Consider the following 25,401-nt stretch of genomic DNA (forward strand, 5'->3'; position numbering starts at 1 on the left):
GTCGGGACGACAGACCCCGGCGCCGGCTGACCCTATCCGGGCACGGTGAACCGTCCGGTTACAGCGAGCGGCTGGACGGGCGGCTTTGCCGAAGAGGGTGAATCCGGGGTTTCCGTGGCTGGGGCGGCCTCGGACCGGGCACGGCTGCCGGGAGGGCCGCTATCCGTCGATCAGCCTGCCATCCATCATGTCGACGCCAACGAGGGCCCCGAGGCCGATCAGGACGATCGCGACGATGTTTTTGCCGAGTTGCCGATTCAGGAAGGCAAGGGCGACGTTCGCCTTGATCGTCTTCGCCAAGCGCTGCTTGTTGCTCCGATTGATCCGCTGCGACCAGGAGCGGAGTGGAATCAGCGTCTTGTCGCCGATGCCATCGACGAGGACCATCGATCCGGATGTCTCGTCGTAGACAATGTTGTTGAGGTGAACGTCGGCGGCGACGACCTTGCTGGCGACGAACCAGTTGAGGAACTCGAGCAGCGCGGCGTGGCGCCGGGCGTCGTAGGTGCCGGCGCTGATCGACTGGCCGAGGGTCTGGCCGAGCCTGCCGTCGGCCGTCCGGACCGCCGCAACCACCAGGCCGGCGCCCTGGCTGGTCTGCACCAGTCCTTCGAACTGCTGCAGATGCCGCCGGGTCGCCTCGCCTTCGTCCGACACGCGTCGGTACTCTGCGATCTCGCGCCGGATCGGGACGATCCTCTTGTAGTACTTGCGGATAGACGCGAGCACCCGCCAGGTCGACAGAAAACCGCGGTGTGGCGGCTCGGGCTTCTGCACCTTCAGCAGCAGGCTGGGACGCTCCGACAGGGCATAGACCAGCCGCGAGCGCCCTTCCGCCAAGGGACTCTGGCGCGTGAGGCTCAACGTCTGTCCCATCCCGTCCTGGAAGTCACCGGACGAGAATTCGAGGATGGTCATATGACTGCTCTTCAGGATCTGATCGTCGCAAATCTGTCACAAAACGGGCGCGCCGACAACTTCCGCCGCCGATCTGAGAGCGTTGTTCGCAGCACCGGATCCGTCCCGGGCGAATTCCTTGGCGATGCTGTGGATTGATGCCCCTGTTTCGAGACGTCCGCGAGCCGACGGCCCCCTGAGATAGCCGAAAAGCTTCGAGGTCACTGACGGGCATCATGGTGGCGGAATCGGCGGTCGGCCGTCGCGTCAGCCGGCGGCGCGGCCGCCGCGGGCGGCCATCAGGTCGAGCACGCGGTCGAGCGCGGTGTCGGTGCCGATGCAGAGGCCCGCGAGGCCGGACCAGGGCGTCGGCGGCTGCGCGGTGCGCCCGGCCCGGGCCCGGATCGACGCGTCGTTGCCATGGGCGTCGCACCAGCTCTCCGCCAGCGCGGCCGCCTCGGCGTGGGCGCCGCCGACGGCGAGCAGGCCGACCGCCGCATAGGTGACGGCGCGCGGATGATGCCGCTGCTCGGCGAGCATGCGGCGGGCAAAATCCAGCGCGGCCGGCTGGTCGCCGACCGCGATCAGCATGAAGAGCAGCGCCAGCAGATATTGCCCCTCATTGGTCGGCAGGCCGGCCGGGGCGATCAGGCCGCGCAGTTCGTCGAAGCCGGGCGGCTCGTCGGCCGTCAGCAGCCGGTGGATGCGGCCGCCGGTGGTGTCGAAGACGATGTCGCTGTGCTCGTCCGCGGCATCGATGGTGCCTGTCTCGGCAAAGCGGGTCATCACCGGCCCCATCGCCCGGATCACCGCCTTGCGGTTCATGTCGGTATGGCTGAGCGTTGCGAAGTCGATGCCCCGGAACGGCACGCCGATCGCCCGCCAGCGGTCGGCGGCGTCCTGTGCCAGGCTGAACGGCGCCGGCCGGCGCCGGTGCAGGAGCAGCATCTCCGCTGGGCGGGCGGCGGCGCCGGCGATCAGGTCCTCGACCCGCGCGCGGGTTCCCGGCGCTTCGAGGTGCACCGGAGCGGCGTCGGTGACGATGATGCGCCCCGGCGACCAGCCGCCACCGGCGGCAAGGACGCGGTCGACGAGCCAGCTCGCATAGCCACCGATCGAGTAGCCGAACAGCAGCTGCGGCCGCAGCCAGCCGGTGGCGGCGAGCCGTTCGGCGATTTCCAGCGCGCAGGCGAGCCAGGCCTCGCCATCGAGCAGGCTGCCGCCGCCGAGATCGGCGACGAAGGCCCAGACCTCGTGGTCCGGCATCGCGTTCGCCGCGATCGTGTTCGCCACCGCCGCGTGACCGAGCACGCCGGGCATGCCGAGCACCTGACCGCGCGAGATGCCGCGGGCATGGCGGATCCGGCGCAGGTCGAGCCGGCCGCGCATGTCGAGGCGCAGGCCATGCGGCGCCGCCAGCGGGGGCAGTGCGGGCACCGCGGTCTCGGCCTGCAGCTCGATCAGCCGCGCGAGGCCGCGGATGGTCGGCGCGCCGAGGAACGCCGACGGGCTGAGCGGCCGGCCGGTACGCCGTTCGACGATCAGGGTCAGTTCGAGCAGGTTCAGCGAATCGCCGCCGAGGTCGAAGAAGTCGGCGTCCGGATCCGGCGCGGGGATGTCCAGCACCCGGGCGAAGGCGTCGGCGAGGAAGCGCAGCAGGTCGGTCGCGTCGTCCGCCGGGGCGGTGGCCGCGGCCGGCGCGGCGGCGAGGCTTCCGATCAACGCCCGGCCGTCCACCTTGCCGGCGGGCAGCAGCGGCAGCTCGGCGACGACGGTGAAGCGCGCGGGCACCATGAAGCGCGGCAGCCGCTCGGCGAGCCACGCGCCGGGATGGACCGGCAGGGCGCCGGCGCCGTCCGCGACAAGGAAGGCGGCGAGCTGGGTGGTGTCGCCCTGCGGCCAGGGCTGCACGGAGACCTCCCGGCACCCCGGCATCATCCTCAGCGTCGCCTCGATCTCCAGCAGCGACAGGCGCTGGCCGTTGATCTTCAGCAGGCGGTCCTTGCGGCCGAGCACGATCATGGTGCCGTCCGGCAGCACCCGCGCGATGTCGCCGGTGCGGTAGAGCCGCCGGCCGCCGCCGCGCGGGTCGGGCGGAAAGCGGGCAGGGTCGACGCGGCCGTCGATCCAGTCGCCGAGGGCGTGGCGGCGGGAACTGATCACCAGTTCGCCGGCGCCGTCACCCGCGACGGGGCGGCCGTCATCGTCGAGCAGCATGTATTCAGCGACCGGGTAGATCCGGCCGTTCGGCACCACCGGGCCGTCGGGGAGCCGTTCGGCCCCGTCGCACCAGAAGAAGATCATGCTCTCGGTGCTGCCGTAGAGGTTCTGCACCGCGCAGTCCGGCCCGACGTGCGCCCGGGCGAGCTCGATGTCACTGCGCAGCAGCGGCTCGCCGGCAAAGCGGATGCAGGCGGCGCGGTGAAGCGCCGAAGCCGCCTCCGGCATCGCGGCGATGGTGCGGAACAGCGACGGGGTGAAGCGCAGGTGGTTGACGCCGAAGCGATCGATCGCGTCGAACATCCCCGAGAGACCGCCTTCGCGCATGTCGTGCAGGCAGATCGCCGCGCCGCGAAAGAGAAACACCAGCGCGTGGTGCAGCACGCCGAAATTCGCGTGCGAGCCGGCGATCATCACCGTGTCGCCGGGACCGACGCCGAACACGGCGCCCGAGCACTGCACCTTCGCCTGCACGGTGGCCTGGGCGTAGACGACGAGCTTCGGTTCGCCCGACGAGCCGGAGGTCGCGAACAGGAACGCCGGCGCCTCGGCGTCGAGGCCGCCCGGTGGTTGTTTTGGCGGGCCGGCAAGGGGGCCGGGAACAGGGGCGGGCAGGGCGCCGATGACGAGGCTCGCGCAGCGCCCGGCCGCCGCCACGGCCGCGGCGTCGCCGTCGTGCAGCACGAGGGTCGCGCCGGCCGCTGCGATCAGCGCGGCGTTGCGGGCGGGAGGATTCGACACCTCGACCATCAGCAGCGGCCGACCGGCAGCCGCGCAGGCGAAGCACGCGGCGATATAGGCCGCTCCGGCGGGGAGCAGCAGCGCGACCGGCCCGTCGGGCGCCCCGGCGCCGCGGATCGCGTCGGCCATGCTGCCGACGAGGCCGAGCAGGCCGGCGAAGGTGACGTGCTCGGTCGCCGAGACGACGGCCGGCGCGTCCGGAGACAGCGCGGCGACGTGCCCGAGGCTCTCGCCCAGCGTCATCGCGAGATGGGCGGGCTCCGGCATCGGCAGAACGGAGCGCCGCCAGTTGCCGTCGATGGCGAGCGGGTCGCGTGCACCCGAATCGGGCATCGGCCGCGGCACGAGGTCAGCCATCGCCGCAAGCCAGCGTCGGCATGGCGGCGGCGAGCGGCGCCGGCCATGACACCGCGACCGGCACCACGTCGGCCTTCGCCGCGGTGAGCGTGGTGACGAGCATCGGCACTACCTTGTCGCCCTGCAGCCGGAAGCCGACCTGCCCGGTCTGCGACCGGGTGGCGGACCCGGGGAACGGGCGGAACGAGAGAAAGTTCGGGCTCGCCACCTGCAGCAGGCGGATGCCGTTCGCCGCGGCGATGATCTCGCGGAGCTCTTCCCACCAGACCGCTTCCGCCGGCTGATAGCAGGCGAAGCGGCGGCGCGCCTCCGCCTCGCTGCAGGGGCGGCCGAGGAAGCGTTCGATGTTGTGGTGCGCGGCGGCGTCGATCGCGCCGAGCGGCGGGATCGGCACGCCGGCCATGCGCGGCGAGAAATCGCCGAGTTCGCTCTGCACGACGACGCGGACGTCGCGCGCCGCGCCGAGCCGCGCCGCCATCGCTTCGAACTGCCGCGCATAGGCTTCGGTCCGCGCCACCGGGATGTCGTTGACGTAGGCGGCGACGCCGTTGTTGAGGACGACGTGATAGGTCATGCCGGGCGGATAGACCGCGGCGAGGCGGTGCTTCAGCCGGGCGATCATGTAAAGGAACAGGAATTCCGTGATCCCGGCGTCGAAGCCGAGCGGCTCGGAAAAGTCGGCCCGCGTCGTCGCGTGATAGCCGCCGTTGTAGCTCATGAAGAGCTGGATCGGCGCGCCGCGCGCCACATGGACGGCGAGGGCCTCGCGCACCGCGGGCACGAGATGCGCGACGCGGCCGCGCGACTGGAAATTGAACTCGTCGCCGAGCAGGATCGCGATGATCGCCTCGACGGTCGTCGCGATGTCGCCGCCGGCCTCGCCCGGCGGCCGGGCGAAGGCTGCGACGGCAAAGCGGGCGCAGTCGGCGAGGTAGCGCGAGATGCGGGCGCCGGCTGGATGCGAGGATCGCGCTGACGCGGCCGCCAGGCGGGGTTCGAACACGAGATCGCGTGCCCGAACGGCATCCTCCAACCCTGACTGCATGGCCTCGCTGCCGCCCCCGCTGCGCAGATCTCCGCGTGAGGGATAGATCATTCCCCGGCCCGCGCAAGCGCCGCCGCCCCGGCCGCGGTTTCGGCAACGATTGCGGTCGCATCGCGCCTTCGCCGTCGCGCCGGCCGGTGGTCCGGACGGTGATCCGCCGAGACTGATTCGGCGGGCCGCGCCGGCCGGCCGACCGTACGTCGACCCGGGCGCTCGGCCGGACCCACAGGTGCCGCGCGGCCGGAGGCGGCGGCGCTCGGGGCGCTGAATCTGCTGCTGATGAGGAAGTGGTACACCCTACGGGACTCGAACCCGTGTTACCGCCGTGAAAGGGCGGTGTCCTGGACCGCTAGACGAAGGGTGCAGCGCGGCGGTTTATAATCGCGGTGATCGGAGAGGGCAACCCCTTTTGCGACCCTCATGCGCACGGGGCGCCGGGGTCGCCCGCGCGGGGGCGGGGCACCCGGCGGCGGAGGGCGGAGCCGGTAGCGCTGCCCGGCCCGCGGCGGAAATCGTGCGCAAGTCCGCGCTCCGCCGCGGTCGAGGTTTGCAAAGCGCGGGCGCGTCGCTATAGTCCGCGCGCTTTCGGCAGGACCTCGGTCCGGCCGTTCGATCACCGTCCCGCTGCCGTCGATGCGCCGATTTTCGAGCGGACGCCGGCGACGGGGCCAGCACCTGCGTGGCGGTCCCGGTGCGCCCGTCCCCGGACGGGGCCGTACCGGCGAGACCACCACGCGGTCAACGGCTGCGCGCGCTTCCCTGGGGGCGCCGCAACCCCTTTTCGTTTCAGGAGCGCACGATGTTCGTGACCCCCGCCTTCGCCCAGGCCGCCGCCGACCCGATGGGAACCACCGGTTTCCTCATCCAGATCATGCCGTTCCTGCTGATCTTCGTGATCATGTACTTCCTGATCATCCGGCCGCAGCGCCAGCGCCAGAAGGCGCATCTCGAGATGATCAAGAACCTGCGCCGCGGCGACACCGTCGTGACGTCCGGCGGCCTGATCGGCAAGATCGTCAAGATCGTCGACGACACCGAACTGCAGCTCGACGTCGGCGAAGGCACCAAGGTCCGCATCGCGCGCAGCTTCGTGCAGGATCTGCGCGCCAAGGGCGAGCCGGTCAAGGAGTGACGCCGCGCAGCTGACGTTCCGCGCCGACGTCGTCGGGGGTGCGGCCGGGCACGCGCTGTGCCGGTCCTGCGTCGTCGGCGAGGTCGCCGCGGCGATGTCGCTTCCGGAGGTCCGGAGCGCGTGCCGTGCCTGACTGTTGCGGCCGGCGCCCTTACGGGGGCGGCCGGCCGATCTGACGATGACCGGCTGTTCTGGCCGCGCAGCGATGCGCCGCGGCGGGGCGAGGCTCCGGTGAAGAGGGTCCGATGCTGCATTTCGCCCGCTGGAAGGTGACGCTGATCTCGCTGGTGCTTCTGGCCGGCGCGCTCTTCACAGCCCCGAACTTCCTGACCTCCGAGCAACTGCGCTCGTGGTGGCCGAGCTGGCTGCCGTCGCAGCAGATCGTGCTCGGCCTCGACCTGCAGGGCGGCGTCTATCTGCTCTACGAGGTCGACCGCGCCGACTACATCGCGCAGCGGCTGCGCAGCGTCGAGAACGACGTCCGCCTCGCGCTGCGCCAGGAGCCGCGCCTCGGCTATACCGGCCTCGCGATCCAGGGCAACGCGGTGCAGGTGCGCATCCGCGACAGCGAGCGCCTCGCCGATGCGACGACCCGGCTGACGGCGCTGGAAAACCCGCTCGACGATTCGGTGCTCGGCTTCGGCCAGAACGGCGGCGTCACCGAGTTCACCTTCAGCGACGCCGGCGACGGGCTGCTGCGGCTGGCGCTCAGCGACGACGGTCTCTCCCGCCGCATGACCACCGTGGTCGAGCAGTCGATCGAGGTGATCCGCCGCCGCGTCGACGAGATCGGCACGACCGAGCCCTCGATCCAGCGCAACGGCGACGACCGCATCCTCGTCGAGGCGCCCGGCGAGCGGGATCCGGACCGGCTGAAGAACCTGATCGGCCAGACCGCGCAGCTGACCTTCCACCTCGTCGACAACACGATGCCGGCCGAGGACGCGCTGAACAGCCGTCCGCCGCCCGGCACCCGCGTGCTGCCCTCGACCGAGGGCGACGGTGTCGCATACATCATCGAGGACGTGCCGCTGCTGACCGGCGAGGATCTTTCCGACGCCCGCGCCGCCTTCGAGCAGCAGACCAACCAGCCGGTGGTCTCGTTCCGCCTGACCACGGGCGGCGCGCGCAAGTTCGCCGAGGCCACGACGCAGAATGTCGGCCGGCCCTTCGCCATCGTGCTCGACGAGGAGGTGATCTCCGCGCCGGTGATCCGCGAGCCGATCACGCAGGGCTCGGGCCAGATCTCGGGCAGCTTCTCGGTGCAGGGCGCCAACGACCTCGCGGTGCTGCTGCGCGCCGGCGCACTGCCGGCGAAGCTCGACGTGATCGAGGAGCGCACCGTCGGCCCCGGCCTCGGCGCCGATTCGATCGAGGCCGGCAAGATCGCGTCCTATATCGGCGCGGCCGCCGTCGCGGTCTTCATGATCGCCTGCTACGGCCTGTTCGGCGTCTTCTCCGTGATGGCCCTGTTCGCCAACGTGATGCTGATCTTCGCGGCGATGACGGCGATCGGCGCGACGCTGACGCTGCCCGGCATCGCCGGCATCGTGCTGACCATGGGCATGGCGGTGGACGCCAACGTGCTGATCTACGAGCGTATCCGTGAAGAGCAGCGCAACGGCCGCTCGGTGATCAGTTCGATCGATTCGGGCTTCTCGCGCGCGATCGGCACGATCATGGACTCCAACGTCACGACGCTGATCGCGGCCGTGGTGCTGTTCCAACTCGGCTCCGGCCCGGTGCGCGGCTTTGCCGTCACGCTCGCCATCGGCATCTTCACCAGCCTGTTCACGGCGGTGACCGTCACCCGCTTCATCATCACCATCTGGCTGCGCCGCCGCCGGCCGACGGTGCTTCCGATCTGAACCTTCTGCGCCGGGGCTGATCGCTCCGGTGGCGAGGACAATCATGCGTCTTCTGAAACTCATTCCGGACGACACCCACATTCCGTTCATGCGGATCCGCAACTACATCTTCGCGCTGTCGTTGATCGCGAGCGTGCTGTCGATCGCCCTGTTCGCCGTGCGCGGCATGAACTACGGCATCGACTTCGAAGGCGGCACGCTGATCGAGATCCAGACGCGGGAGGGGCCGGCCGACATCGGCGCCATTCGCGCGCGGCTCGCCGAACTGAACCTCGGCGAAGTGCAGGTGCAGGAGTTCGGCGCCCCCGACCAGGTGCTGATCCGCATCGTGCGGCAGGAGGGCGGCGACGCCGAGCAGCAGCAGGCGGTGGAGCAGGTTCGGGCCGCCTTCGGCGAGGAGGTCGAGTACCGACGCGTCGAGGTGGTGGGCCCGCGCGTCTCGGGCGAACTCGCCTGGGCGGGCACCATCGCCGTGCTGGTGTCGATGGGGGCGATCCTCGTCTACCTCTGGTTCCGGTTCGAATGGCAGTACGGCATCGGCTCGACGATCGCGACGGCGCACGACGTGATCATGACGATCGGGCTGTTCTCGCTCTTGCAACTCGAGTTCAACCTGAGTTCGATCGCGGCGGTGCTGACAATCGTCGGCTACTCGCTGAACGACACCGTCGTCGTCTACGACCGCATCCGCGAAACCCGGCGAAAATACAAGAAGATGCCGCTCCCCGAGATGATCGATCTCGCGATCAACCAGACGCTGAGCCGCACGGTGATGACGGCGCTGACGACGCTGATCGCGCTGACGGCGCTGGCCTTCTTCGGCGGCGAGGTGATCCGCTCGTTCACGATCGCGATGATCTTCGGTGTCGCCATCGGCACCTACTCGTCGATCTTCATCGCGGCGCCGGTGCTGATCCTGTTCGGTCTCAACGCGCCCGAGCCCGAGACCCCGGAAAAGGCCCGGACGGCGTGAGCACCGGCTACGGCGGGCGCGGAACACCGCAGGCGCCCGCCCGCCGCGACGCGCATTTTCCCGGCCGGGCGCCGATCGACTCCTACGGCGACGGCGGCTTCCGTTTCGCCGGCATGTCGCACCGCGGCTCGCTGCTGTGCCTGCCGAGCGGCATCTACGGCTGGGACGTGCGCGCGGGCGACGCGGTTTCGGCCGCCGCGCTGGAACGGGTGTTCGCGGAAGCCGGCGAGATCGACCAGTTGCTGCTCGGCACCGGCCGCGGCCTCGACTTTCCCAGCGAAGCGCTGCGGTTCGCCTGCCGCGACGTCGCGATCGGGCTGGAGGCGATGTCGACCGGGGCGGCGATCCGCACCTACAACATCCTACTCGGTGAAGGCCGGCGTGTGGCGGCGGCGCTGATCGCGACCGAGTGATCCGGCCGCGCCGGCACCGCCGTAACATCAACGCCATGTGACGTCGTGGCGCGCCTTGCAGATTGAAGTTCTTCCAGAATCCACTTGTACTGGCCGGGGACCGGCGCTGCGCGGTGCGGATGTGCCGCCGGGCGGCGCGGGTGATCACGTGAGCGGGGAGTCCGGGGCGGCGATGAGCGTGGCGCGGCGGCAGAGCGAACTCAAGGCGGCCTACCGCCACGCGGACCGGATCGTCCGCGACGGCGATCGTGACCGCTGGCTGGCCAGCCTGTTCGCCGCCGCCGAAGAGCGGCCGCACCTGCTGGCCGTGCTCGCCTTCAACGTCGAGATCGCGCGGATCCGTGAAGTGATCCGCGAGCCGCAGATCGGCATCATCCGGGCAAAATGGTGGCGCGACGTCGTCACCGGGGATGCCGCCGGCGACGCCGAGGGCCATCCGGTGGCCCGGGCCCTGCGCGACACGATCGACATCTACCGCCTGCCGACCGGACCCTTCGTCGACCTGATCGACGCGCGCACCTTCGACCTCTACGAGGACGCGATGCCGACGATCGACGATCTCGAAGGCTATGCCGGCGAGACCGCCTCGGCGCTGTTCCAGCTCGGCGCGATCATCCTCAACAAGGGCGCGCCGGCTGAAACGGCGGACGCGGCCGGGCACGGCGGCGTCGCCTATGCGCTGACCGGGCTGATGCGCGCGTTGCCGCTGCAGGCGCGGCGCGGGCAGGTCTACCTGCCGAAGGACCTGCTCGCCCGCCACGGCCTCGCGCCGCACGACGTGCGGTCCGGGCTGGTGACGCCCGGCCTGATCACGGCGCTGGCGGAATTGCGCGCCCGCGCCCAGCGTCACCTCGATGCCGCCCGCAAGGGCCTCGCCGACGTGCCGGTGCCGGTGCTGCCGGCGTTCCTGCCGCTGGCGCTGGTGCCGCTGTGGCTGAAGGCGCTGGAGACGGCCGACCCCTATATCGGGGCCGGCGAAGTGTCGCTGGTGAAGCGGCAGTGGACGCTGTGGCGCGCCGCGCGGGCCGGCCGGCAGGGGCGGGCGATGTTCTGACGGGGGCGCCGGTCGCGGGTCGCGTCCGGCCTATCCCGCCAGCCGCTCTGGCGCGGGCAGGGCGCCGATCGGGCCGATCGGGTTGGCGCCGAGCCAGGCGTCGACGTCCTGCAGAGCCCGGGCGCTGAGCGCGCGCTTGCGGGCGGACGACTTCTCCGGCCCGCGCAGGCGCTTGCCCTCGGTCTTCGGCACCTCCACCGGCGGGAACAGGCCGAAATTGACGTTCATCGGCTGGAACGAGCGCGGCCGCGGGCCATCAGCCTCCGTCTCGTCGACGAGGTGGCCGCCGGTGATGTGGCCGAGGATCGCGCCGAAGGCCGTGGTCGGCGGCGGCGGTGCCACGGCGAGGCCGAGGCGCTCGGCCGCGGCGAAGCGGCCGGCGAGCAGCCCGATCGCCGCCGATTCGACATAGCCCTCGCAGCCGGTGATCTGGCCGGCAAAGCGCAGCCGCGGCGCCGCCTTTAGGCGCAGCGCCGTGTCGAGCAGCACCGGCGAGTTGAGGAAGGTGTTGCGGTGCAGGCCGCCGAGGCGGGCGAACTCGGCGTTTTCGAGCCCGGGGATGGTGCGGAAGATCCGCACCTGCTCGGCGTACTTCAGCTTCGTCTGGAAGCCGACCATGTTGTAGAGCGTGCCGAGCGCGTTGTCCTGGCGCAGCTGCACCACGGCATAGGGCTTCACCGTCGGCTCGTGCGCGTTGGTGAGGCCCATCGGCTTCATCGGCCCGTGGCGCAGCGTCTCGGGGCCGCGCTCGGCCATCACCTCGATCGGCAGGCAGCCGTCGAAATAGGGCGTGCCCTCGAAGGCTTTGAACTCGGTCTTGTCTCCGGCGACCAGCGCCGCGACGAAGGCCTCGTAGACCTCCCGCGACATCGGGCAGTTGAGGTAGTCCTTGCCGGTGCCGCCCGGGCCGACCTTGTCGTAGCGCGACTGGAACCAGGCGGTGCCGAGGTCGATGCTGTCGAAGTGCACGATCGGCGCGATGGCGTCGAAGAAGGCGAGGCTGTCCTCACCGGAGAGCGTGCGGATCGCCTCGGCCAGCGCCGGCGAGGTGAGCGGGCCGGTCGCGACGATCACCGAGTCCCAGTCTTCCGGCGGCAGGCCGTCGATCTCGCCGCGCTCCAGCGAGATCAGCGGATGGGCTTCGATCGCCGCCGTCACCGCTTCGGCAAAGCCCTCGCGGTCGACCGCGAGGGCGCCGCCGGCCGGCACCTGGTTCGCGTCGGCGCAGCGCATGACGAGCGAGCCGGCGCGGCGCATCTCGGCGTGGAGCAGGCCGACCGCATTGGCCTCGGCATCGTCGGAGCGGAAGGAATTGGAGCAGACGAGCTCGGCGAGCCTGTCGGTCTGGTGCACGTCGGTGGCGCGGACGGGGCGCATCTCGTGCAGGGCGACGGGCACGCCGGCGTTGGCGAGCGCCCACGCGGCCTCGGTGCCGGCAAGGCCGCCACCGATCACGTGAACCGGGCGGAGGGGAGTATCGGAGGGGCTGGACATGGGGCGGACCCTAGTCCGGCGGCGGCGCGGCGGCAAGCATCGGGACTGGCGGCGGGCGGCAGGCCCCAGAAAAACGAACGCCCACCGGGGGAGGAGATCCGGTGGGCGTCGTTGGGTCCACGGAGGGAGGAGTTCCGTGGAGTTGCCCGGGCAGGGGAGGAGACTGCCGGGGCGTATCGGGCGCTCTTGGGGTCGGCGGGGAGGAGGTCGCCGAGGCCTAGCAGCCCGAATGGGTATCTCGTGTGTTCAGGCCAACGCGGCCCGACGGACAGACCGTCCGGCTCCCTATGAGCCGGCGGCGATCATTTGCTTCAGCGGGCCGCCTGGCGGGCGAGCTGAGCGATGTCCGAACGGGCGATGCCGAGGTCGTTGAGCTCACGGCTCGAGAGACGCGACAGCTCGCGGTAGGTCTGCTGGTACTTGACGTAGGTCTGGTACTTCTTGACGACGGAACCGAACATGATGGTCACCTTTCTGGATCTTCGAAACTCTTCTGGAAGCGCCGCCGCTCTCGCTGCTGTCGCTGCGGGGCGTCGCTGCCGACGAGGAGATATCTAAGCCATGCACCCGCGCCGTGACAGGGGGCGCGTCGCATGTCGAGCATGTATTTTTCGCATGGCAAATTTAATTTGCGCCGCAATAGGTGCGCTGCGGAATAGAGACGTGTGGCAAACAGATGACGCTGCTGCGACAAACCGTGCAAAAATGATTTTTATCAATGGCTTACGAATGTGACTTCATGGCGTTGAAATGACGATCGACGGCCATGGTGCGTCGCACCAATTCGTCTGTGTACGAATGATTCGTGAAGAGCCGTGGAATAAAATCGGTTTAGCGATCCGAGGCTGCTCTGGACGGCGGTCGCGATGGCGTTTCCCGCGCGGGCGGCGAGGAGCGCCGGACGCACGGGAAGTCGTCGTGGCGGCGGCCAGAGCAACGCGGTGGCGACCATTGGTGGACCAGCCGCGCCGACGCGGCATCCTGGCGTTGCCAGGGCGCGTCGGCGCGCGGTGGGCCCGGCTCCGCGCGACCGGCTATTCCGCCGCGACGCGGCCGCGCGGGCGGCGCTGCAGCAGGGTCTTCAGGTAGTGGCCGGTGTGCGAGGCCGGGTTGTCGACGATGTCCTCGGGCTTGCCCGCGGCCACCACCCGGCCGCCGCCGTCGCCGCCCTCGGGGCCGAAGTCGACGATCCAGTCGGCGGTCTTGATCACTTCGAGATTGTGCTCGATCACCACGACGCTGTTGCCCTGGTCGACCAGCTCGTGCAGCACCTCGAGCAGCTTGGCGACGTCGTGGAAGTGCAGGCCGGTGGTCGGCTCGTCGAGGATGTAGAGCGTGCGCCCCGTCGCGCGCCGCGACAGTTCCTTGGCGAGCTTGACGCGCTGCGCCTCGCCGCCCGACAGGGTCGTCGCCTGCTGGCCGACCTTGACGTAGCCGAGGCCGACGCGGGCCAGCGTCTCCATCTTGTCGCGCACGGCGGGGACCGCCTGGAAGAACACGGCGGCCTCGTCGACGGTCATGTCGAGCACGTCGGCGATCGACTTGCCCTTGAAGGCGACGTCGAGGGTTTCGCGGTTGTAGCGCTTGCCCTTGCAGACGTCGCAGGTGACGTAGACGTCGGGCAGGAAGTGCATCTCGATCTTGATGACGCCGTCGCCCTGGCACGCCTCGCAGCGGCCGCCCTTGACGTTGAACGAGAAGCGGCCGGCCTGGTAGCCGCGCGCCTTCGCCTCCGGCAGGCCGGCGAACCATTCGCGGATCGGCGTGAAGGCGCCGGTGTAGGTGGCCGGGTTCGAGCGCGGCGTGCGGCCGATCGGCGACTGGTCGATGTCGATCACCTTGTCGAGGTGCTCGAGGCCGTCGATGCGGTCGTGCGGCGCCGCCTGCTCGCGCGAGCCGTTCAGCCGGCGCGAGGCGGCGCGGAACAGCGTGTCGATCAGGAAGGTCGACTTGCCGCCGCCCGAAACGCCGGTGACGCAGGTGAAGGTGCCGAGCGGGATCTCGACGTCGACGTTCTTCAGATTGTTGCCGCGGGCGCCGAACACCTTGAGCTGGCGCTGCTTCAGCGACGGCCGGCGCTGTTCGGGCACCGGCACGGCGAGGACGCCGGAGAGATACTGCCCGGTGAGCGAGTTCGGGTCGGCGATCACCTCGGCGGGCGTGCCCTCCGAGACGATGCGGCCGCCGTGCACGCCGGCGCCGGGGCCGACGTCGACCACCCAGTCGGCGGCGAGGATCGCGTCCTCGTCGTGCTCGACGACGATCACGGTGTTGCCGAGGTCGCGCAGGTGCTTCAGCGTCTCGATCAGCCGGTCGTTGTCGCGCTGGTGCAGGCCAATCGACGGTTCGTCGAGCACGTATAGCACGCCGGTGAGGCCGGAGCCGATCTGCGAGGCGAGGCGGATGCGCTGGCTCTCGCCGCCCGACAGCGTGCCGGAGGCGCGCGACAGGGTGAGGTATTCGAGGCCGACGTCGTTGAGGAACTTCAGCCGGTCGCGGATCTCTTTCAGGATCCGGGCGGCGATCTCGTTCTGCTTGGCGGTCAGGCGATCGGGCAGGGTGTCGAACCAGTCGGCCGCGCCGCGGATCGACTTCTCGCCGACCTCGCCGATGTGCAGCCCGGCGATCTTCACCGCGAGCGCCTCGGGCTTCAGCCGGTAGCCGAAGCAATGCTCGCACGGATGGTCGGACTGGAAGCGCGACAGTTCCTCGCGTACCCAGTCGGAATCGGTCTCGCGCCAGCGCCGCTCGATGTTGACGACGACGCCTTCGAAGGTCTTCGCCGTACGGTAGGTGCGCAGGCCGTCATCGTAGGTGAACTCGATCTCTTCCTTGCCGGAGCCCGTCAGGATCACGTCGCGCACCCGCTCGGGTAGCTTGTACCAGGGCGTCGCCATCGAAACCTTGAAGTGGCGGCAGATCGCCTCCAGCGTCTGGGCGTAGTAGGGCGAGGTGCTGCCGGTCTTCGCCCACGGCAGCACGGCGCCGCCCTTCAGGCTGAGCGAGGAATCCGGCACCACCAGCTCCGCCTCGAAGCGCAGCGTGGTGCCGAGGCCGTCGCAGTGCGGGCAGGCGCCGAAGGGGTTGTTGAACGAGAACAGCCGCGGCTCGATCTCGGAGATCGTGAAGCCCGACACCGGACAGGCGAACTTCTGCGAGAACACGACGCGGCGCGGCTCGCCGGCCTCGTCCTTCTCGTCGGCGAACTCGACGATCGCGATGCCGTCGGCGAGGCCGAGCGCGGTCTCGAAGCTGTCGGCGAGGCGGGTGGCGATGTCCGGGCGCACGACGAGGCGGTCGACCACCACGTCGATGTCGTGCTTCAGCTTCTTGTCGAGGGCAGGGGCTTCGGCGATCTCGACGTAGGCGCCGTCGATGCGTACGCGCTGGAAGCCCTTCTTCTGCAGTTCGGCGAGTTCCTTGCGGTATTCGCCCTTGCGGCCGCGGATCATCGGCGCGAGCAGGTAGAGCCGGCTGCCCTCGGGCAGCTCCAGCACGCGGTCGACCATCTGGCTGACGGTCTGGCTCTCGATCGGCAGGCCGGTCGCCGGCGAATAGGGAATGCCGACGCGGGCGAACAGCAGCCGCATGTAGTCATAGATCTCGGTGACGGTGCCGACCGTCGAGCGCGGGTTGCGCGAGGTCGTCTTCTGCTCGATCGAGATCGCCGGCGACAGGCCGTCGATCTGGTCGACGTCCGGCTTCTGCATCATCTCGAGGAACTGCCGGGCATAGGCCGACAGGCTCTCGACATAGCGGCGCTGGCCCTCGGCGTAGATCGTGTCGAAGGCGAGCGACGACTTGCCCGAGCCGGACAGGCCGGTCATCACGACGAGGCTGTCGCGGGGCAGGTCGAGGTCGACGTTCTTCAGATTGTGCTCGCGCGCGCCGCGGACCGAGATCAGGCGGCGCCCGCCGGCGTCCGGCGCGGAATGCTTGAACGTCTTGCCTGTCGTCATCGCCTGTCGGTCCACGCTCGCTTCGCGGGCTCGTCGCCCGAACTGCCGTCGTCACGACGGATGTCGTCGATATAGCAATCGCCGTGCCCGCCCGGTACCGCCGCGAGTGCACGGCGGCGTCGCAGCATACGCGGCACCGACCCCGCCGGATGAACCCTTGCCGCGGGCGGTCGTTCCGCGTTGTCCACCGTCTGCGTTGATTCCGGGACTGGACTCGACGACTCGATCATGACATGAATGGAACATAACAGGAACGATGGGTCGCGACGAGGGGCAGTCCGCATTTTCTTAGCGCTTGTGGAAAAGATGCTCCGACGGTTCCGGCGGATCGTTCTGTGCTAAGGGTTGCCAAGGTCTGCGCCCGAACGGCGACGGGCATGCCGCTGCGCGCCGGGTCGGCGCGCCGGCGAGAATAAGGCGCCGCCGCGGGGCTCATCGCGGCCGGCATGGAAGGAGTGAGCGTCATGGCGGGCAGCGTCAACAAGGTGATCCTCGTGGGCAACCTCGGAGCCGATCCCGAGATCCGCCGCACCCAGGACGGCCGGCCGATCGCCAACCTGCGGATCGCGACGTCGGAAAGCTGGCGCGATCGCAGCAGCGGCGAGCGGCGCGAGAAAACCGAGTGGCACCGGGTGGTGATCTTCAGCGAAGGCCTCTGCAAGGTCGCCGAGCAGTTCCTGCGCAAGGGCTCCAAGGTCTACCTCGAGGGCCAGTTGCAGACCCGCGAGTGGGAAGACCAGAGCGGCCAGAAGCGCTACTCGACCGAAGTCGTGCTGCAGGGCTTCAACGCCACGCTGACCATGCTCGACGGGCGCGGCGAGCGCTCGGGTGACAGCGGCGACATGGACGCCGGCGGCGGCTCCGACTACGGCCGTTCCAGCCCGATGGAGCGCGGCTCCGACCGGGGCGGCGATCGCGGCGCCGAGGCGCCGCGCGGCAGCGGCACCGGCGGCGGCAACCGGGCCGCGGCCCGGCCGAGCTTCGCCAGCGACATGGATGACGAGATCCCGTTCTGAGCCGGGGACTTTCGATGCCCGGGACCGGATCGCGCCGCGGCAGGACTGACGACGTCGGCGCGGCCGGAGCGGCGCTGTCCGGCGCCGGTCCGGCGGGCACCCTGCCAGGCGTCGGCGCCGAGCTTTCGGCGGCGGTCCGCGCCGAGGCGCGCTGGGCCCACGACTGGATGCTGGCTGCGGCGTTTCCGCTCTGGGCGGAGCGCGGGCTCGACCGCGTCGGCGGCGGCTTCTTCGAGAAGCTCGATCTCGAGACCGCGCGCGACGCCGGCGACACGCGGCGACTTCGGGTGCAGACGCGGCAGATCTTCGCCTTCGGCGAGGCGGACCGGCTCGGCTTTGCCGGTGGGCGCGAGGTGATCGCGCACGGGCTGGCGTTCCTCGACCGGCGGGCGCGGCTCGGCGCCGGCCACTATGCCATACTGTTCGATGCCGACGGCGGCGTGCGCGACGACCTGTTCGATCTCTACGAGACGGCCTTCGTGCTGCTGGCGCTGGCGCAGGCGTATCGCATCACCGGCGATGCGGCGGTGCGCGACGAGGCGCTGCGGCTGCTCGGCCTCGTCGAGGCGCGGCTCGCGCATCCGGCCGGCGGCTTTCGCGAGTCGGTACCGGCGCGGCGCGCGGTGCGGCGGCAGAACCCGCATATGCACCTCTTCGAGGCGGCGATGGCCTGGATGGCCTGCGACGGCGCGGCGGCGGGCGCATCGCCCTTCGCCGATCTCGCCGTCCGGCTGCACCATCTGTTCGAAACGCGGCTGTTTGATTCCGCCGCCGGCGTGCTGCCCGAGTTCTTCGACGACGAGCTCCGCCGCATCGAGGGACCCGAGGGACTGGTGACGGAGCCGGGGCACCATTTCGAGTGGGTCTGGCTGCTCGGCCGCTACGCCGTGCTGACCGGCACCGACAGCGCGGCGATCGCGCCCCTCTACGCTTTTGCGGAGCGTCACGGCATTTCGGCGCCTAACGGCACCGCGGTCGACGAAGTCTGGGCCGACGGCACGGTGAAATCCGCCGGGTCGCGGTTTTGGCCGCAGACCGAGCGGCTGAAAGCCGCCGTCACCATGGCGGAGCGGGCACCGTCGGAGGCGACCGCTGACGCGGTGGTCGAGGCGGCGCGGCGGATGCGGCCGTTCATCGAGGCGTCGCCGACGGCGGGCCTCTGGTGCGAGCCGCTGTCGGCCGACGGCGTGCTCAGCCGCGCACCGACGCCGGCCAGCACCTTCTATCACATCGTCCTCGCCTACGCGGAGCTCTGCCGGTTCGCCGGGGTGCCGCAGGGCGGGCCTCTCCCGCGGAGCCTCTGACGACATGCAGATCGTGATCGGCAACAAGAACTATTCGAGCTGGTCGCTGCGCGGCTGGCTGGCCGTGCAGCATGTCGGCGCGCCGTTCGAGGAGATCATGCTCGAACTCGACACGCCGGAGTTCGCCGCCCGGATCGGCGATTATTCGCCGGCCGGCCGGGTGCCGGTGCTGGTCGACGGCGCGGTGCGGGTGTGGGATTCACTGGCGATCATCGAATATCTCGCCGAAAAATTCCCCGGATCCGGGCTGTGGCCGGCCGATGCGGCGGCGCGCGCGCACGCCCGTTCGGTGGTCGCCGAGATACATTCCGGTTTCGGCGGCCTGCGCAATCACTATCCGATGAACATCCGCCGTCCGGTGGCGGAGCGGCCGCCGACCGAGACGGCCGCGGCCGATATCGCGCGTATCACCGCGATCTGGCGCGACTGCCGGGCGCGTTTCGGCGCGGCTGGGCCGTATCTCTTCGGCGCCTTCTCGGCCGCCGACTGCTTCTATGCGCCGGTGGCGAGCCGGCTCAGGACCTACGCGGTCGCGATCGGCGACGTCGAGTCGGCTTACGTCGACGCGATCTTCGCCCATCCGGGCTTTGCCGCCTGGGCGGAGGCGGGCCGCCGCGAGACGACGATCGTGCCGTCCGACGAAGTGGACTGATCCGCCGCCGCGGCGGCCGATCGGTCCGTGCGGCGCGGTGCCCGGCGCCCCGGGACCGGTGTACAATCTTTCGCCATGTCCCTTTTGCGGGCCGGCATGCGCTGTTACCTTACTGTCAACTAGAGGACATGCGCGCAGCACTCGAGCCTGATCGGTTCGTGCGGCGCGCGGGAGATTGACAGTGATCGACGCGGGCGAGATCGACGGCCGCGGAGACCTCGTCGTCGGAACCGGACCTGCAGACCGCGACAGTGGTCAGGCGCGTTCGCCCGGCGGCGTCGGCAAGCGGGCGGCACGTCGCCGCAAGAAGCGCCCCCCGGGCGCTTCACCGCAGAAGCCGGAGGCATCCGCGCCAGCCGCCGTCAAGGCGACTGACAGCAAGAGCAAGCGGCGGCGGCGCAAGCGCAGCGCGTCGTCCGGAGCCCCGCGGCCAGAGCCGGCGGGTGGCGCCGGTGTGCGCGGTGTCCGCGGGCCGGGCGGCCCGGTGGGTGCCGACGGGCGGCCGGCGGACGGGCGGGGCGAGCGGCGGCGCGAGCGCGGCGACGGCCCCCGCGCCGACGGCGGTCGCGGCCGCCATCGCGCCGAAGCGCCGCGTCACGATCCCCAGCGCCATGATCCGCAGCGCCACGATGCCGTGCGCCGTGACGGGCCGGCCGGTGAGCCCGGCCGGGCCGAGGCCCCGCGCCATGACTCTCCCCGGCACGATCCGGCCAGGTACGATCCGCCTGGCGGGCATCGCGACCCCGGCGACGGCGGCTCGGCGCCGCTGCGGCGCGGCGGGATCCGCGCCTCGTCGCGGGCGGCGTCGGCGACGCGGCCGCTCTATGCGGCGCTCGATCTCGGCACCAACAACTGCCGCCTTCTCGTTGCGGAGCCGCAGGAGCGCGGCTTCCGGGTCGTCGACGCGTTCTCGCGCATCGTCCGTCTCGGCGAGGGCATCGGCAGATCCGGCCGGCTGTCGGAGGCCGCGATGGAGCGCGCCGTCGAGGCGCTGGCGGTCTGCCATTCCAAGATGGCGGAGCTGAAGGTGCGCCGGATGCGGCTGATCGCGACGGAAGCCTGCCGCGCCGCCGACAACGGCCCGCAGTTCCTCGAGCGCGTGCGCGCCGAGACCGGCCTGTCGCTGGAAATCGTCAACCGCGAGACCGAGGCGCGCCTTGCGGTGGCGGGCTGCGCCACGCTGGTCGATCCGCAGGCCGACGGCGTTCTGCTGTTCGACATCGGCGGCGGCTCGTCGGAACTCGTGTGGCTGGATCTGCGCCAGCGCGGCAACGCGCGCGGCTTCGCGCTGACGCGGTTCATCCGGGCGTGGACGTCGCTGCCGGTCGGCGTCGTCACGCTGTCGGAGCGGCACGGCGGCGTCTGCGTGACGCGCGAGATCTTCGAGCAGATGGTGGCCGAGGTGAACGGCATGCTCGACGCCTTCGCCGGCATCGAGGAACTGCCGCGGCTGATCGCCGAGGGCCGCGTGCACATGCTCGGCACCTCGGGTACGGTGACGACGCTCGCCGGCGTCCATCTCGGGCTGAAGCGCTACGACCGGCGCCGGGTCGACGGGGTGTGGCTGAAGTCGGAGGAGGTCGGCGGCATGATCGACCAGCTGCTCGACATGCCGTTCGAGGAGCGGGTGGCGAACCCGTGTATCGGCCACGACCGCGCCGACCTCGTCATGGCGGGCTGTGCGATCCTCGAGGCGATCCGCCGGCGCTGGCCGTGCCAGACGCTGCGGGTGGCCGATCGCGGTCTGCGCGAGGGGATTCTCGTCGAGTTGATGGCGCGCGACGGCGTCTGGCGGCGGCGGCCGGCGCCGCGCGCCGAAGAGCAGGGAGGCGCGCGTGGCTGACGAGAAACCGCCGAAGAAGCCGACGACCAAGGTCGGCGCCAAGGGTAGCGGCCGGATGAACACCGGCCTGAAAGTGCGCGTGAAGACCGCGCGCGGCCGCACCGCGTCGTCGCAGCGCTGGCTGGAACGCCAGCTCAACGACCCCTATGTCGTCAAGGCGAAGCGGGAGGGCTGGCGCTCGCGCGCCGCCTACAAGCTCATCGAGATCGACGAGAAGTTCAAGCTGCTGAAACCCGGCCAGCGCGTGGTCGACCTCGGCGCTGCGCCCGGCGGCTGGAGCCAGGTCGCCGCGCGCAAGGTGCACTCGACGCCGGACCGGCCGCTTGTCGTCGGCATCGACTATCTCGAGGTCGACGCGATTCCCGGCGTGATCATGCTGCAGAAGGATTTCCTCGACGACGACGCGCCGGACGCGCTGGTTGCGGCGCTCGGCGGCCACAAGGTCGACCTCGTGCTGTCCGACATGGCGGCGCCGACGACGGGTCACACCCCGACGGATCACCTGCGCATCGTTCACCTCTGCGAGGTCGCCGCCGAATTCGCGCGCGACGTGCTGGCACCTGGCGGCGTGTTCCTTGCGAAAGTGTTCCGCGGCGGCACCGAACACACGCTGCTCGCCGACCTGAAGCGCGATTTCGCCAGCATCGGCCACGTGAAGCCGCCGGCCAGCCGGCAGGAAAGCCCCGAGCTCTACGTCATCGCCCGCGGTTTTCGCGGGCGGAGCGAGGCGCCGGTCGAGGCGGCCGACGAGACGGCAGCCACGACCATGGTCGCCGACGACGAGCGGCCCGCGGACGCCCGCACCGAGGACTGGGGCGCCGAGGACATGCCGGCCGAGGACGCCGGCGGCTGGGACCCGCGCGCCAAGGCGAGAGACGACTGAGCCCGTGCGGACGGCCCAGGAAACGGGCAGGGCGCCGGGAGCGCGTGCCCCGCGGGCTTCGGCGATGTGACCCTCGCGGCGCCCGCAGCCTGCCGCGGCTGGTCCCGCGTCGCAGGGCTGCCCTGCAGCGACGACTCCGGCTTTGCAACACGTCATGCCCGTGTTAATGACCGGCGCCAACTTTCCGCCTGACGTTCCGGTCGCGCGGCGACGGGATTACGCCCTTCGGAGATTCGTCTCCGCGGGGCGTCAGGTCATTTCAGGAGTTGGTTCATGGCGATCTTCTTCGATCCCGCCCACGGCGGTTCGCTCGGGCTTACCTTCGACGACGTGCTGCTGCTGCCGGGTCATTCCGAGGTGCTGCCGTCCGATACGGACCTGCGCACCCGGTTGACGCGCGAGATCGACATCCGCATCCCGATCATTTCCTCGGCCATGGACACCGTCACCGAGGCGCGGCTCGCCATTGCGATGGCGCAGGCCGGCGGTCTCGGCGTCATCCACCGCAACCTGACGCCGGAGATCCAGGCCGAGCACGTGCGGCAGGTGAAGAAGTTCGAGAGCGGCATGGTCGTCAACCCGGTGGTGATCGGCCCGCACGCGACGCTGGAGCAGGCGCTGGGGCTGATGAAGTCGTTCCGCATCTCCGGCATTCCGGTGGTGGAAAACGGCGGCGCCGGCGGCCAGGTGGTCGGCAAGCTGGTCGGCATCCTGACCAACCGCGACGTGCGCTTCGCGACCAATCCGAACCAGCCCGTCAGCGAGCTGATGACCAAGGACAACCTGATCACCGTGCAGGACGGCGTCAGCCAGGACGAGGCCAAGCGCCTGCTGCACAGCCACCGCATCGAGAAGCTGCTCGTCGTCGACGAGAGCTACCGCTGCATCGGCCTGATCACCGTCAAGGACATCGAAAAGGCGCAGCTGCATCCGAACGCCGCCAAGGACGACCAGGGCCGCCTGCGCGTCGCCGCCGCGACCACCGTCGGTGACGCCGGCTACGAGCGCTCGCAGCGGCTGATCGATGCCGGGGTCGACATCCTCGTCGTCGACACCGCGCACGGCCATTCCGAGCGCGTGCTCGACGCGGTGCGGCGGGTGAAGCGCATCTCCAACCGCACCCAGATCCTCGCTGGCAACGTCGCCACCGCCGACGCCACCAAGGCGCTGATCGATGCGGGCGCCGACGCCGTGAAGGTCGGCATCGGCCCGGGCTCGATCTGCACCACCCGCATCGTCGCCGGCGTCGGCGTGCCGCAGCTCACCGCGATCATGGAATCGGTGAAGGCGGCACAGGACGCCGACGTGCCGGTGATCGCCGACGGCGGCATCCGCTTCTCGGGCGACATCGCCAAGGCGCTCGCCGCCGGCGCCTCGGCCGTGATGATCGGTTCGCTGTTCGCCGGCACCGAGGAAAGCCCCGGCGAGGTCTACCTGCACCAGGGCCGCAGCTTCAAGGCGTACCGCGGCATGGGCTCGGTCGGCGCGATGGCGCGCGGCTCGGCCGACCGCTACTTCCAGTCCGAAGTCACCGACGCGCTGAAGCTGGTGCCGGAAGGCATCGAGGGCCAGGTGCCCTACAAGGGCCCGGTCGCCAGCATCCTGCACCAGCTCACCGGCGGCGTGCGCGCCGCCATGGGCTACGTCGGCGCCCACACGCTGGAGGAGCTGCGCGACAAGGGCCGCTTCATCCGCATCTCGCCGGCCGGCATGCGCGAAAGCCACGCCCACGACGTCGCCATCACCCGCGAGAGCCCGAACTATCCGGGGAACGTGTGATGCCGACGGCCGCCGCGCTGCTCGCCCTCGCGCTGCTCGCGCAGATCGCCCTCAGCATCGTGGCGATGCTGCGGGCGGGGGCGGCGCGCGTCGGCGCGGTGCGGGCGCGCCGCGTGCGCCTCGCCGATATCGCGCTCGACACCGGTGCGTGGCCGGACGACGTGCGCAAGATGTCCAACAACATGCAGAACCAGTTCGAGACGCCGACGCTGTTCTACGCCGTCGGGCTGCTGGCGCTGGCGCTCGGCATGGCCGATCTCGCCGTCGCGGTGCTCGCCTGGGTGTTCGTCGGCTTCCGCATCCTGCACATGGCGGTCCACACCGGCAGCAACGACGTGCTGCCGCGCTTCAGGATGTTCGCCGCGGGCGTTGCCTGCATCGCGGTGATGGCGGTGATCCTCACGCTTCGCATCGTGCTCGGGATGGCGGGCTGATGCGCGACGGTGGCCGCATCTCCGCAGCGATCGAGATCCTCGCCGATCTCGAAACCCGCCGGCGCCCCGTGCAGGACGCGCTGAAGGACTGGGGCCTGACGCACCGCTTCGCCGGCTCGCGCGATCGCTCCGCCATCGGCAACCTCGTCTACGACGTGCTGCGCCGGCGCGCCTCGCTCGGCGCGATCATGGGGAATGACGATCCGCGCGCGCTGGTGTTCGCCGCCTATGCGCTGCAGTGGGGCAAGGGCCTCGACGGTCTCGCCGCCGCCGCCGACCCGGCCGACCGGCATGCGCCCGCGCCACCGACGCCCGCGGAGGCCGCGGCGCTGACCGCGGCGACGCTGCCGGACGACGCCGACATCGCGACCCGTGCCGACCTGCCCGGCTGGCTGGTGCCGTCGCTCGCCCGCGTGTTCGGCGACCGGCTCGAGACCGAGGGCAGGGCGCTCGCCGCCCGCGCCGACGTCGATCTGCGCGCCAATACGCTGAAGGCCGACCGCGATGCCGTGCTCGCCGACCTCGCCGGCGCCGGCGCCATCGCGGCGACCTGGTCGCCGGTCGGCGTTCGGGTGCCGGTCGGGCCGGGGGACGAGAAGGCGCCGCACCTCGTCTCGGAGCTCAGCTTCAAGCGCGGCTGGTTCGAGGTGCAGGACGAGGGCAGCCAGCTCGCGGCACTGGTTGCGGCCGAAGCCCTCGGCCCGGCGGCCGCGGGCTCCGTGGTGATCGACCTCTGTGCCGGCGGCGGCGGCAAGTCGCTGGCGCTGGCGGCTGCCCTCGGCGACGCCGGCCGCATCCTCGCCTACGACAACGACAAGCGCCGCTTCGGCGACATCCTCGACCGCATCGCGCGCTCCGGGGCGTCCGGCATCGAGGTGCTCGACCCCGGCCGCGGCGATCCGCTGGCGCCACTCGCGGGCAGCGCCGACCTCGTCGTCGTCGATGCGCCCTGCACCGGCACCGGCACCTGGCGCCGGCGGCCCGACGCCAAGTGGCGCCTTGCGCCCGGCGCGCTGGAGATGCGGCGCGAGCAGCAGCGCGGCGTGCTCGGCGCCGCGGCGCAGCTGGTGCGCCCCGGCGGGACCATCTGCTACATCACCTGCTCGGTGCTGCCGGAGGAGAACGAGGACCAGGTCGCGGCCTTCCTCGCCGCCCGGCGCGACTTCCGGCTGGAGGACACCGCGGCAGCGCTCGGCCGCGTCGCGGCGCGCCCGCTGCCGGAGACGACCCGCGTTCCCCTCGGGGCCGGTACGGCGGCGCGGCTGACGCCGCACGCCACCGGCACCGACGGCTTCTTCATCGCCCGCCTGCGCCGCGCCGACTGACGGGTCCCCCGT

General features: G+C 70.9%; 20 protein-coding genes and 1 tRNA gene. 14 read left to right on the forward strand and 7 right to left on the reverse strand.

Features of this window, described 5'->3' with window-relative positions; translation table 11 throughout:
• Positions 1 to 159: 159 nt before the first annotated feature.
• Complete coding sequence (locus I5731_RS14280) at positions 160 to 918, reverse strand: YrbL family protein (protein WP_197312078.1); 759 nt, start codon at positions 916 to 918, stop codon at positions 160 to 162.
• Between I5731_RS14280 and I5731_RS14285 the strand changes: the two genes are divergently transcribed.
• Positions 919 to 1,056, forward strand: coding sequence for a hypothetical protein (locus I5731_RS14285; protein WP_197312079.1), 138 nt, complete (start codon positions 919 to 921; stop codon positions 1,054 to 1,056).
• A 108-nt stretch (positions 1,057 to 1,164) separates the two neighbouring features.
• On the opposite strand, the gene I5731_RS14290 is transcribed toward I5731_RS14285, so the two are convergent.
• From I5731_RS14290 to I5731_RS14300, 3 genes are all read right to left on the reverse strand, one after another.
• Complete coding sequence (locus I5731_RS14290; RefSeq protein WP_197312080.1) at positions 1,165 to 4,215, reverse strand: non-ribosomal peptide synthetase; 3,051 nt, start codon at positions 4,213 to 4,215, stop codon at positions 1,165 to 1,167.
• Complete coding sequence (locus I5731_RS14295) at positions 4,208 to 5,218, reverse strand: hypothetical protein (RefSeq protein WP_197312081.1); 1,011 nt, start codon at positions 5,216 to 5,218, stop codon at positions 4,208 to 4,210. Before I5731_RS14295 ends, I5731_RS14290 begins: the two co-directional genes overlap by 8 nt.
• Positions 5,219 to 5,548: 330 nt before the next feature.
• A tRNA-Glu gene (locus I5731_RS14300) sits at positions 5,549 to 5,624 on the reverse strand.
• 435 nt (positions 5,625 to 6,059) lie between these two features.
• Between I5731_RS14300 and yajC the strand changes: the two genes are divergently transcribed.
• From yajC to I5731_RS14320, 5 genes are all read left to right on the forward strand, one after another.
• Positions 6,060 to 6,392, forward strand: coding sequence for a preprotein translocase subunit YajC (gene yajC, locus I5731_RS14305; protein WP_197312082.1), 333 nt, complete (start codon positions 6,060 to 6,062; stop codon positions 6,390 to 6,392).
• Positions 6,393 to 6,637: 245 nt separating this feature from the next.
• A complete protein-coding gene (secD, locus tag I5731_RS19820; RefSeq protein WP_235981796.1) occupies positions 6,638 to 8,260 on the forward strand; it encodes a protein translocase subunit SecD in 1,623 nt (540 codons plus the stop codon).
• Between the two features lie 43 nt (positions 8,261 to 8,303).
• Positions 8,304 to 9,233, forward strand: a complete 930-nt coding sequence (gene secF, locus I5731_RS19825) for a protein translocase subunit SecF (RefSeq protein ID WP_235981797.1) — start codon at positions 8,304 to 8,306, stop codon at positions 9,231 to 9,233.
• Positions 9,230 to 9,646: an Mth938-like domain-containing protein gene (locus I5731_RS14315; protein WP_328838869.1), complete on the forward strand. Its 417-nt coding sequence runs from the start codon at positions 9,230 to 9,232 to the stop codon at positions 9,644 to 9,646. The genes secF and I5731_RS14315 overlap by 4 nt, the downstream gene beginning before the upstream one ends.
• A gap of 172 nt (positions 9,647 to 9,818) precedes the next feature.
• A complete protein-coding gene (locus I5731_RS14320) occupies positions 9,819 to 10,700 on the forward strand; it encodes a phytoene/squalene synthase family protein (RefSeq protein WP_197312083.1) in 882 nt (293 codons plus the stop codon).
• A gap of 30 nt (positions 10,701 to 10,730) precedes the next feature.
• Here I5731_RS14320 and trmFO read toward each other — a convergent pair whose 3' ends face one another.
• The 3 genes from trmFO to uvrA all read right to left on the reverse strand — a co-directional run bounded on the left by trmFO (position 10,731) and on the right by uvrA (position 16,153).
• Positions 10,731 to 12,194, reverse strand: coding sequence for a methylenetetrahydrofolate--tRNA-(uracil(54)-C(5))-methyltransferase (FADH(2)-oxidizing) TrmFO (trmFO, locus tag I5731_RS14325; RefSeq protein ID WP_197312084.1), 1,464 nt, complete (start codon positions 12,192 to 12,194; stop codon positions 10,731 to 10,733).
• Positions 12,195 to 12,505: 311 nt separating this feature from the next.
• Positions 12,506 to 12,655, reverse strand: a complete 150-nt coding sequence (locus I5731_RS14330) for a DUF1127 domain-containing protein (protein WP_197312085.1) — start codon at positions 12,653 to 12,655, stop codon at positions 12,506 to 12,508.
• A gap of 573 nt (positions 12,656 to 13,228) precedes the next feature.
• Positions 13,229 to 16,153, reverse strand: a complete 2,925-nt coding sequence (uvrA, locus tag I5731_RS14335) for an excinuclease ABC subunit UvrA (RefSeq protein ID WP_197312086.1) — start codon at positions 16,151 to 16,153, stop codon at positions 13,229 to 13,231.
• 464 nt (positions 16,154 to 16,617) lie between these two features.
• Here uvrA and I5731_RS14340 point away from each other — a divergent pair, with 464 nt between their 5' ends.
• From I5731_RS14340 to I5731_RS14375, 8 genes are all read left to right on the forward strand, one after another.
• Complete coding sequence (locus I5731_RS14340; protein ID WP_197312087.1) at positions 16,618 to 17,169, forward strand: single-stranded DNA-binding protein; 552 nt, start codon at positions 16,618 to 16,620, stop codon at positions 17,167 to 17,169.
• 14 nt (positions 17,170 to 17,183) lie between these two features.
• Positions 17,184 to 18,473: an AGE family epimerase/isomerase gene (locus I5731_RS14345; protein ID WP_197312088.1), complete on the forward strand. Its 1,290-nt coding sequence runs from the start codon at positions 17,184 to 17,186 to the stop codon at positions 18,471 to 18,473.
• 4 nt (positions 18,474 to 18,477) lie between these two features.
• Positions 18,478 to 19,125 carry a glutathione S-transferase family protein gene (locus I5731_RS14350; RefSeq protein ID WP_197312089.1) on the forward strand — a complete coding sequence of 216 codons (648 nt, stop codon included), beginning with the start codon at positions 18,478 to 18,480 and terminating at the stop codon, positions 19,123 to 19,125.
• 454 nt (positions 19,126 to 19,579) lie between these two features.
• Positions 19,580 to 20,968, forward strand: coding sequence for a Ppx/GppA phosphatase family protein (locus I5731_RS19830; RefSeq protein WP_197312090.1), 1,389 nt, complete (start codon positions 19,580 to 19,582; stop codon positions 20,966 to 20,968).
• A gap of 55 nt (positions 20,969 to 21,023) precedes the next feature.
• Positions 21,024 to 21,851 carry an RlmE family RNA methyltransferase gene (locus I5731_RS14360; protein WP_197312218.1) on the forward strand — a complete coding sequence of 276 codons (828 nt, stop codon included), beginning with the start codon at positions 21,024 to 21,026 and terminating at the stop codon, positions 21,849 to 21,851.
• Positions 21,852 to 22,124: 273 nt separating this feature from the next.
• Positions 22,125 to 23,630, forward strand: a complete 1,506-nt coding sequence (gene guaB / locus I5731_RS14365; RefSeq protein ID WP_197312091.1) for an IMP dehydrogenase — start codon at positions 22,125 to 22,127, stop codon at positions 23,628 to 23,630.
• The gene (locus I5731_RS14370) at positions 23,630 to 24,064 is read left to right on the forward strand and encodes an MAPEG family protein (RefSeq protein ID WP_197312092.1); all 435 of its coding nucleotides are present in this window, start codon (positions 23,630 to 23,632) and stop codon (positions 24,062 to 24,064) included. The genes guaB and I5731_RS14370 overlap by 1 nt, the downstream gene beginning before the upstream one ends.
• Positions 24,064 to 25,389: an RsmB/NOP family class I SAM-dependent RNA methyltransferase gene (locus I5731_RS14375; RefSeq protein ID WP_197312093.1), complete on the forward strand. Its 1,326-nt coding sequence runs from the start codon at positions 24,064 to 24,066 to the stop codon at positions 25,387 to 25,389. The genes I5731_RS14370 and I5731_RS14375 overlap by 1 nt, the downstream gene beginning before the upstream one ends.
• The last annotated feature ends 12 nt before the right edge of the window (positions 25,390 to 25,401 follow it).

Origin of the sequence: Methylobrevis albus (assembly GCF_015904235.1) — a bacterium.
Lineage (GTDB): Bacteria > Pseudomonadota > Alphaproteobacteria > Rhizobiales > Pleomorphomonadaceae > Methylobrevis_A > Methylobrevis_A albus.

Bases quoted from the DNA above. Each gene is read 5' to 3' on its own strand.
- secD (WP_235981796.1), top strand. From the start codon at position 6,638: ATGCTGCATTTCGCCCGCTGGAAGGTGACGCTGATCTCGCTGGTGCTT.
- I5731_RS14330 (WP_197312085.1), bottom strand. From the start codon at position 12,655: ATGTTCGGTTCCGTCGTCAAGAAGTACCAGACCTACGTCAAGTACCAG.
- I5731_RS14360 (WP_197312218.1), top strand. From the start codon at position 21,024: ATGAACACCGGCCTGAAAGTGCGCGTGAAGACCGCGCGCGGCCGCACC.
- I5731_RS14320 (WP_197312083.1), top strand. From the start codon at position 9,819: ATGAGCGTGGCGCGGCGGCAGAGCGAACTCAAGGCGGCCTACCGCCAC.
- secF (WP_235981797.1), top strand. From the start codon at position 8,304: ATGCGTCTTCTGAAACTCATTCCGGACGACACCCACATTCCGTTCATG.
- uvrA (WP_197312086.1), bottom strand. From the start codon at position 16,153: ATGACGACAGGCAAGACGTTCAAGCATTCCGCGCCGGACGCCGGCGGG.
- I5731_RS14285 (WP_197312079.1), top strand. From the start codon at position 919: ATGACTGCTCTTCAGGATCTGATCGTCGCAAATCTGTCACAAAACGGG.
- I5731_RS14345 (WP_197312088.1), top strand. From the start codon at position 17,184: ATGCCCGGGACCGGATCGCGCCGCGGCAGGACTGACGACGTCGGCGCG.
- trmFO (WP_197312084.1), bottom strand. From the start codon at position 12,194: ATGTCCAGCCCCTCCGATACTCCCCTCCGCCCGGTTCACGTGATCGGT.
- I5731_RS14350 (WP_197312089.1), top strand. From the start codon at position 18,478: ATGCAGATCGTGATCGGCAACAAGAACTATTCGAGCTGGTCGCTGCGC.
- I5731_RS14280 (WP_197312078.1), bottom strand. From the start codon at position 918: ATGACCATCCTCGAATTCTCGTCCGGTGACTTCCAGGACGGGATGGGA.
- guaB (WP_197312091.1), top strand. From the start codon at position 22,125: ATGGCGATCTTCTTCGATCCCGCCCACGGCGGTTCGCTCGGGCTTACC.
- I5731_RS14340 (WP_197312087.1), top strand. From the start codon at position 16,618: ATGGCGGGCAGCGTCAACAAGGTGATCCTCGTGGGCAACCTCGGAGCC.
- I5731_RS14370 (WP_197312092.1), top strand. From the start codon at position 23,630: ATGCCGACGGCCGCCGCGCTGCTCGCCCTCGCGCTGCTCGCGCAGATC.
- I5731_RS14375 (WP_197312093.1), top strand. From the start codon at position 24,064: ATGCGCGACGGTGGCCGCATCTCCGCAGCGATCGAGATCCTCGCCGAT.
- I5731_RS14290 (WP_197312080.1), bottom strand. From the start codon at position 4,215: ATGGCTGACCTCGTGCCGCGGCCGATGCCCGATTCGGGTGCACGCGAC.
- yajC (WP_197312082.1), top strand. From the start codon at position 6,060: ATGTTCGTGACCCCCGCCTTCGCCCAGGCCGCCGCCGACCCGATGGGA.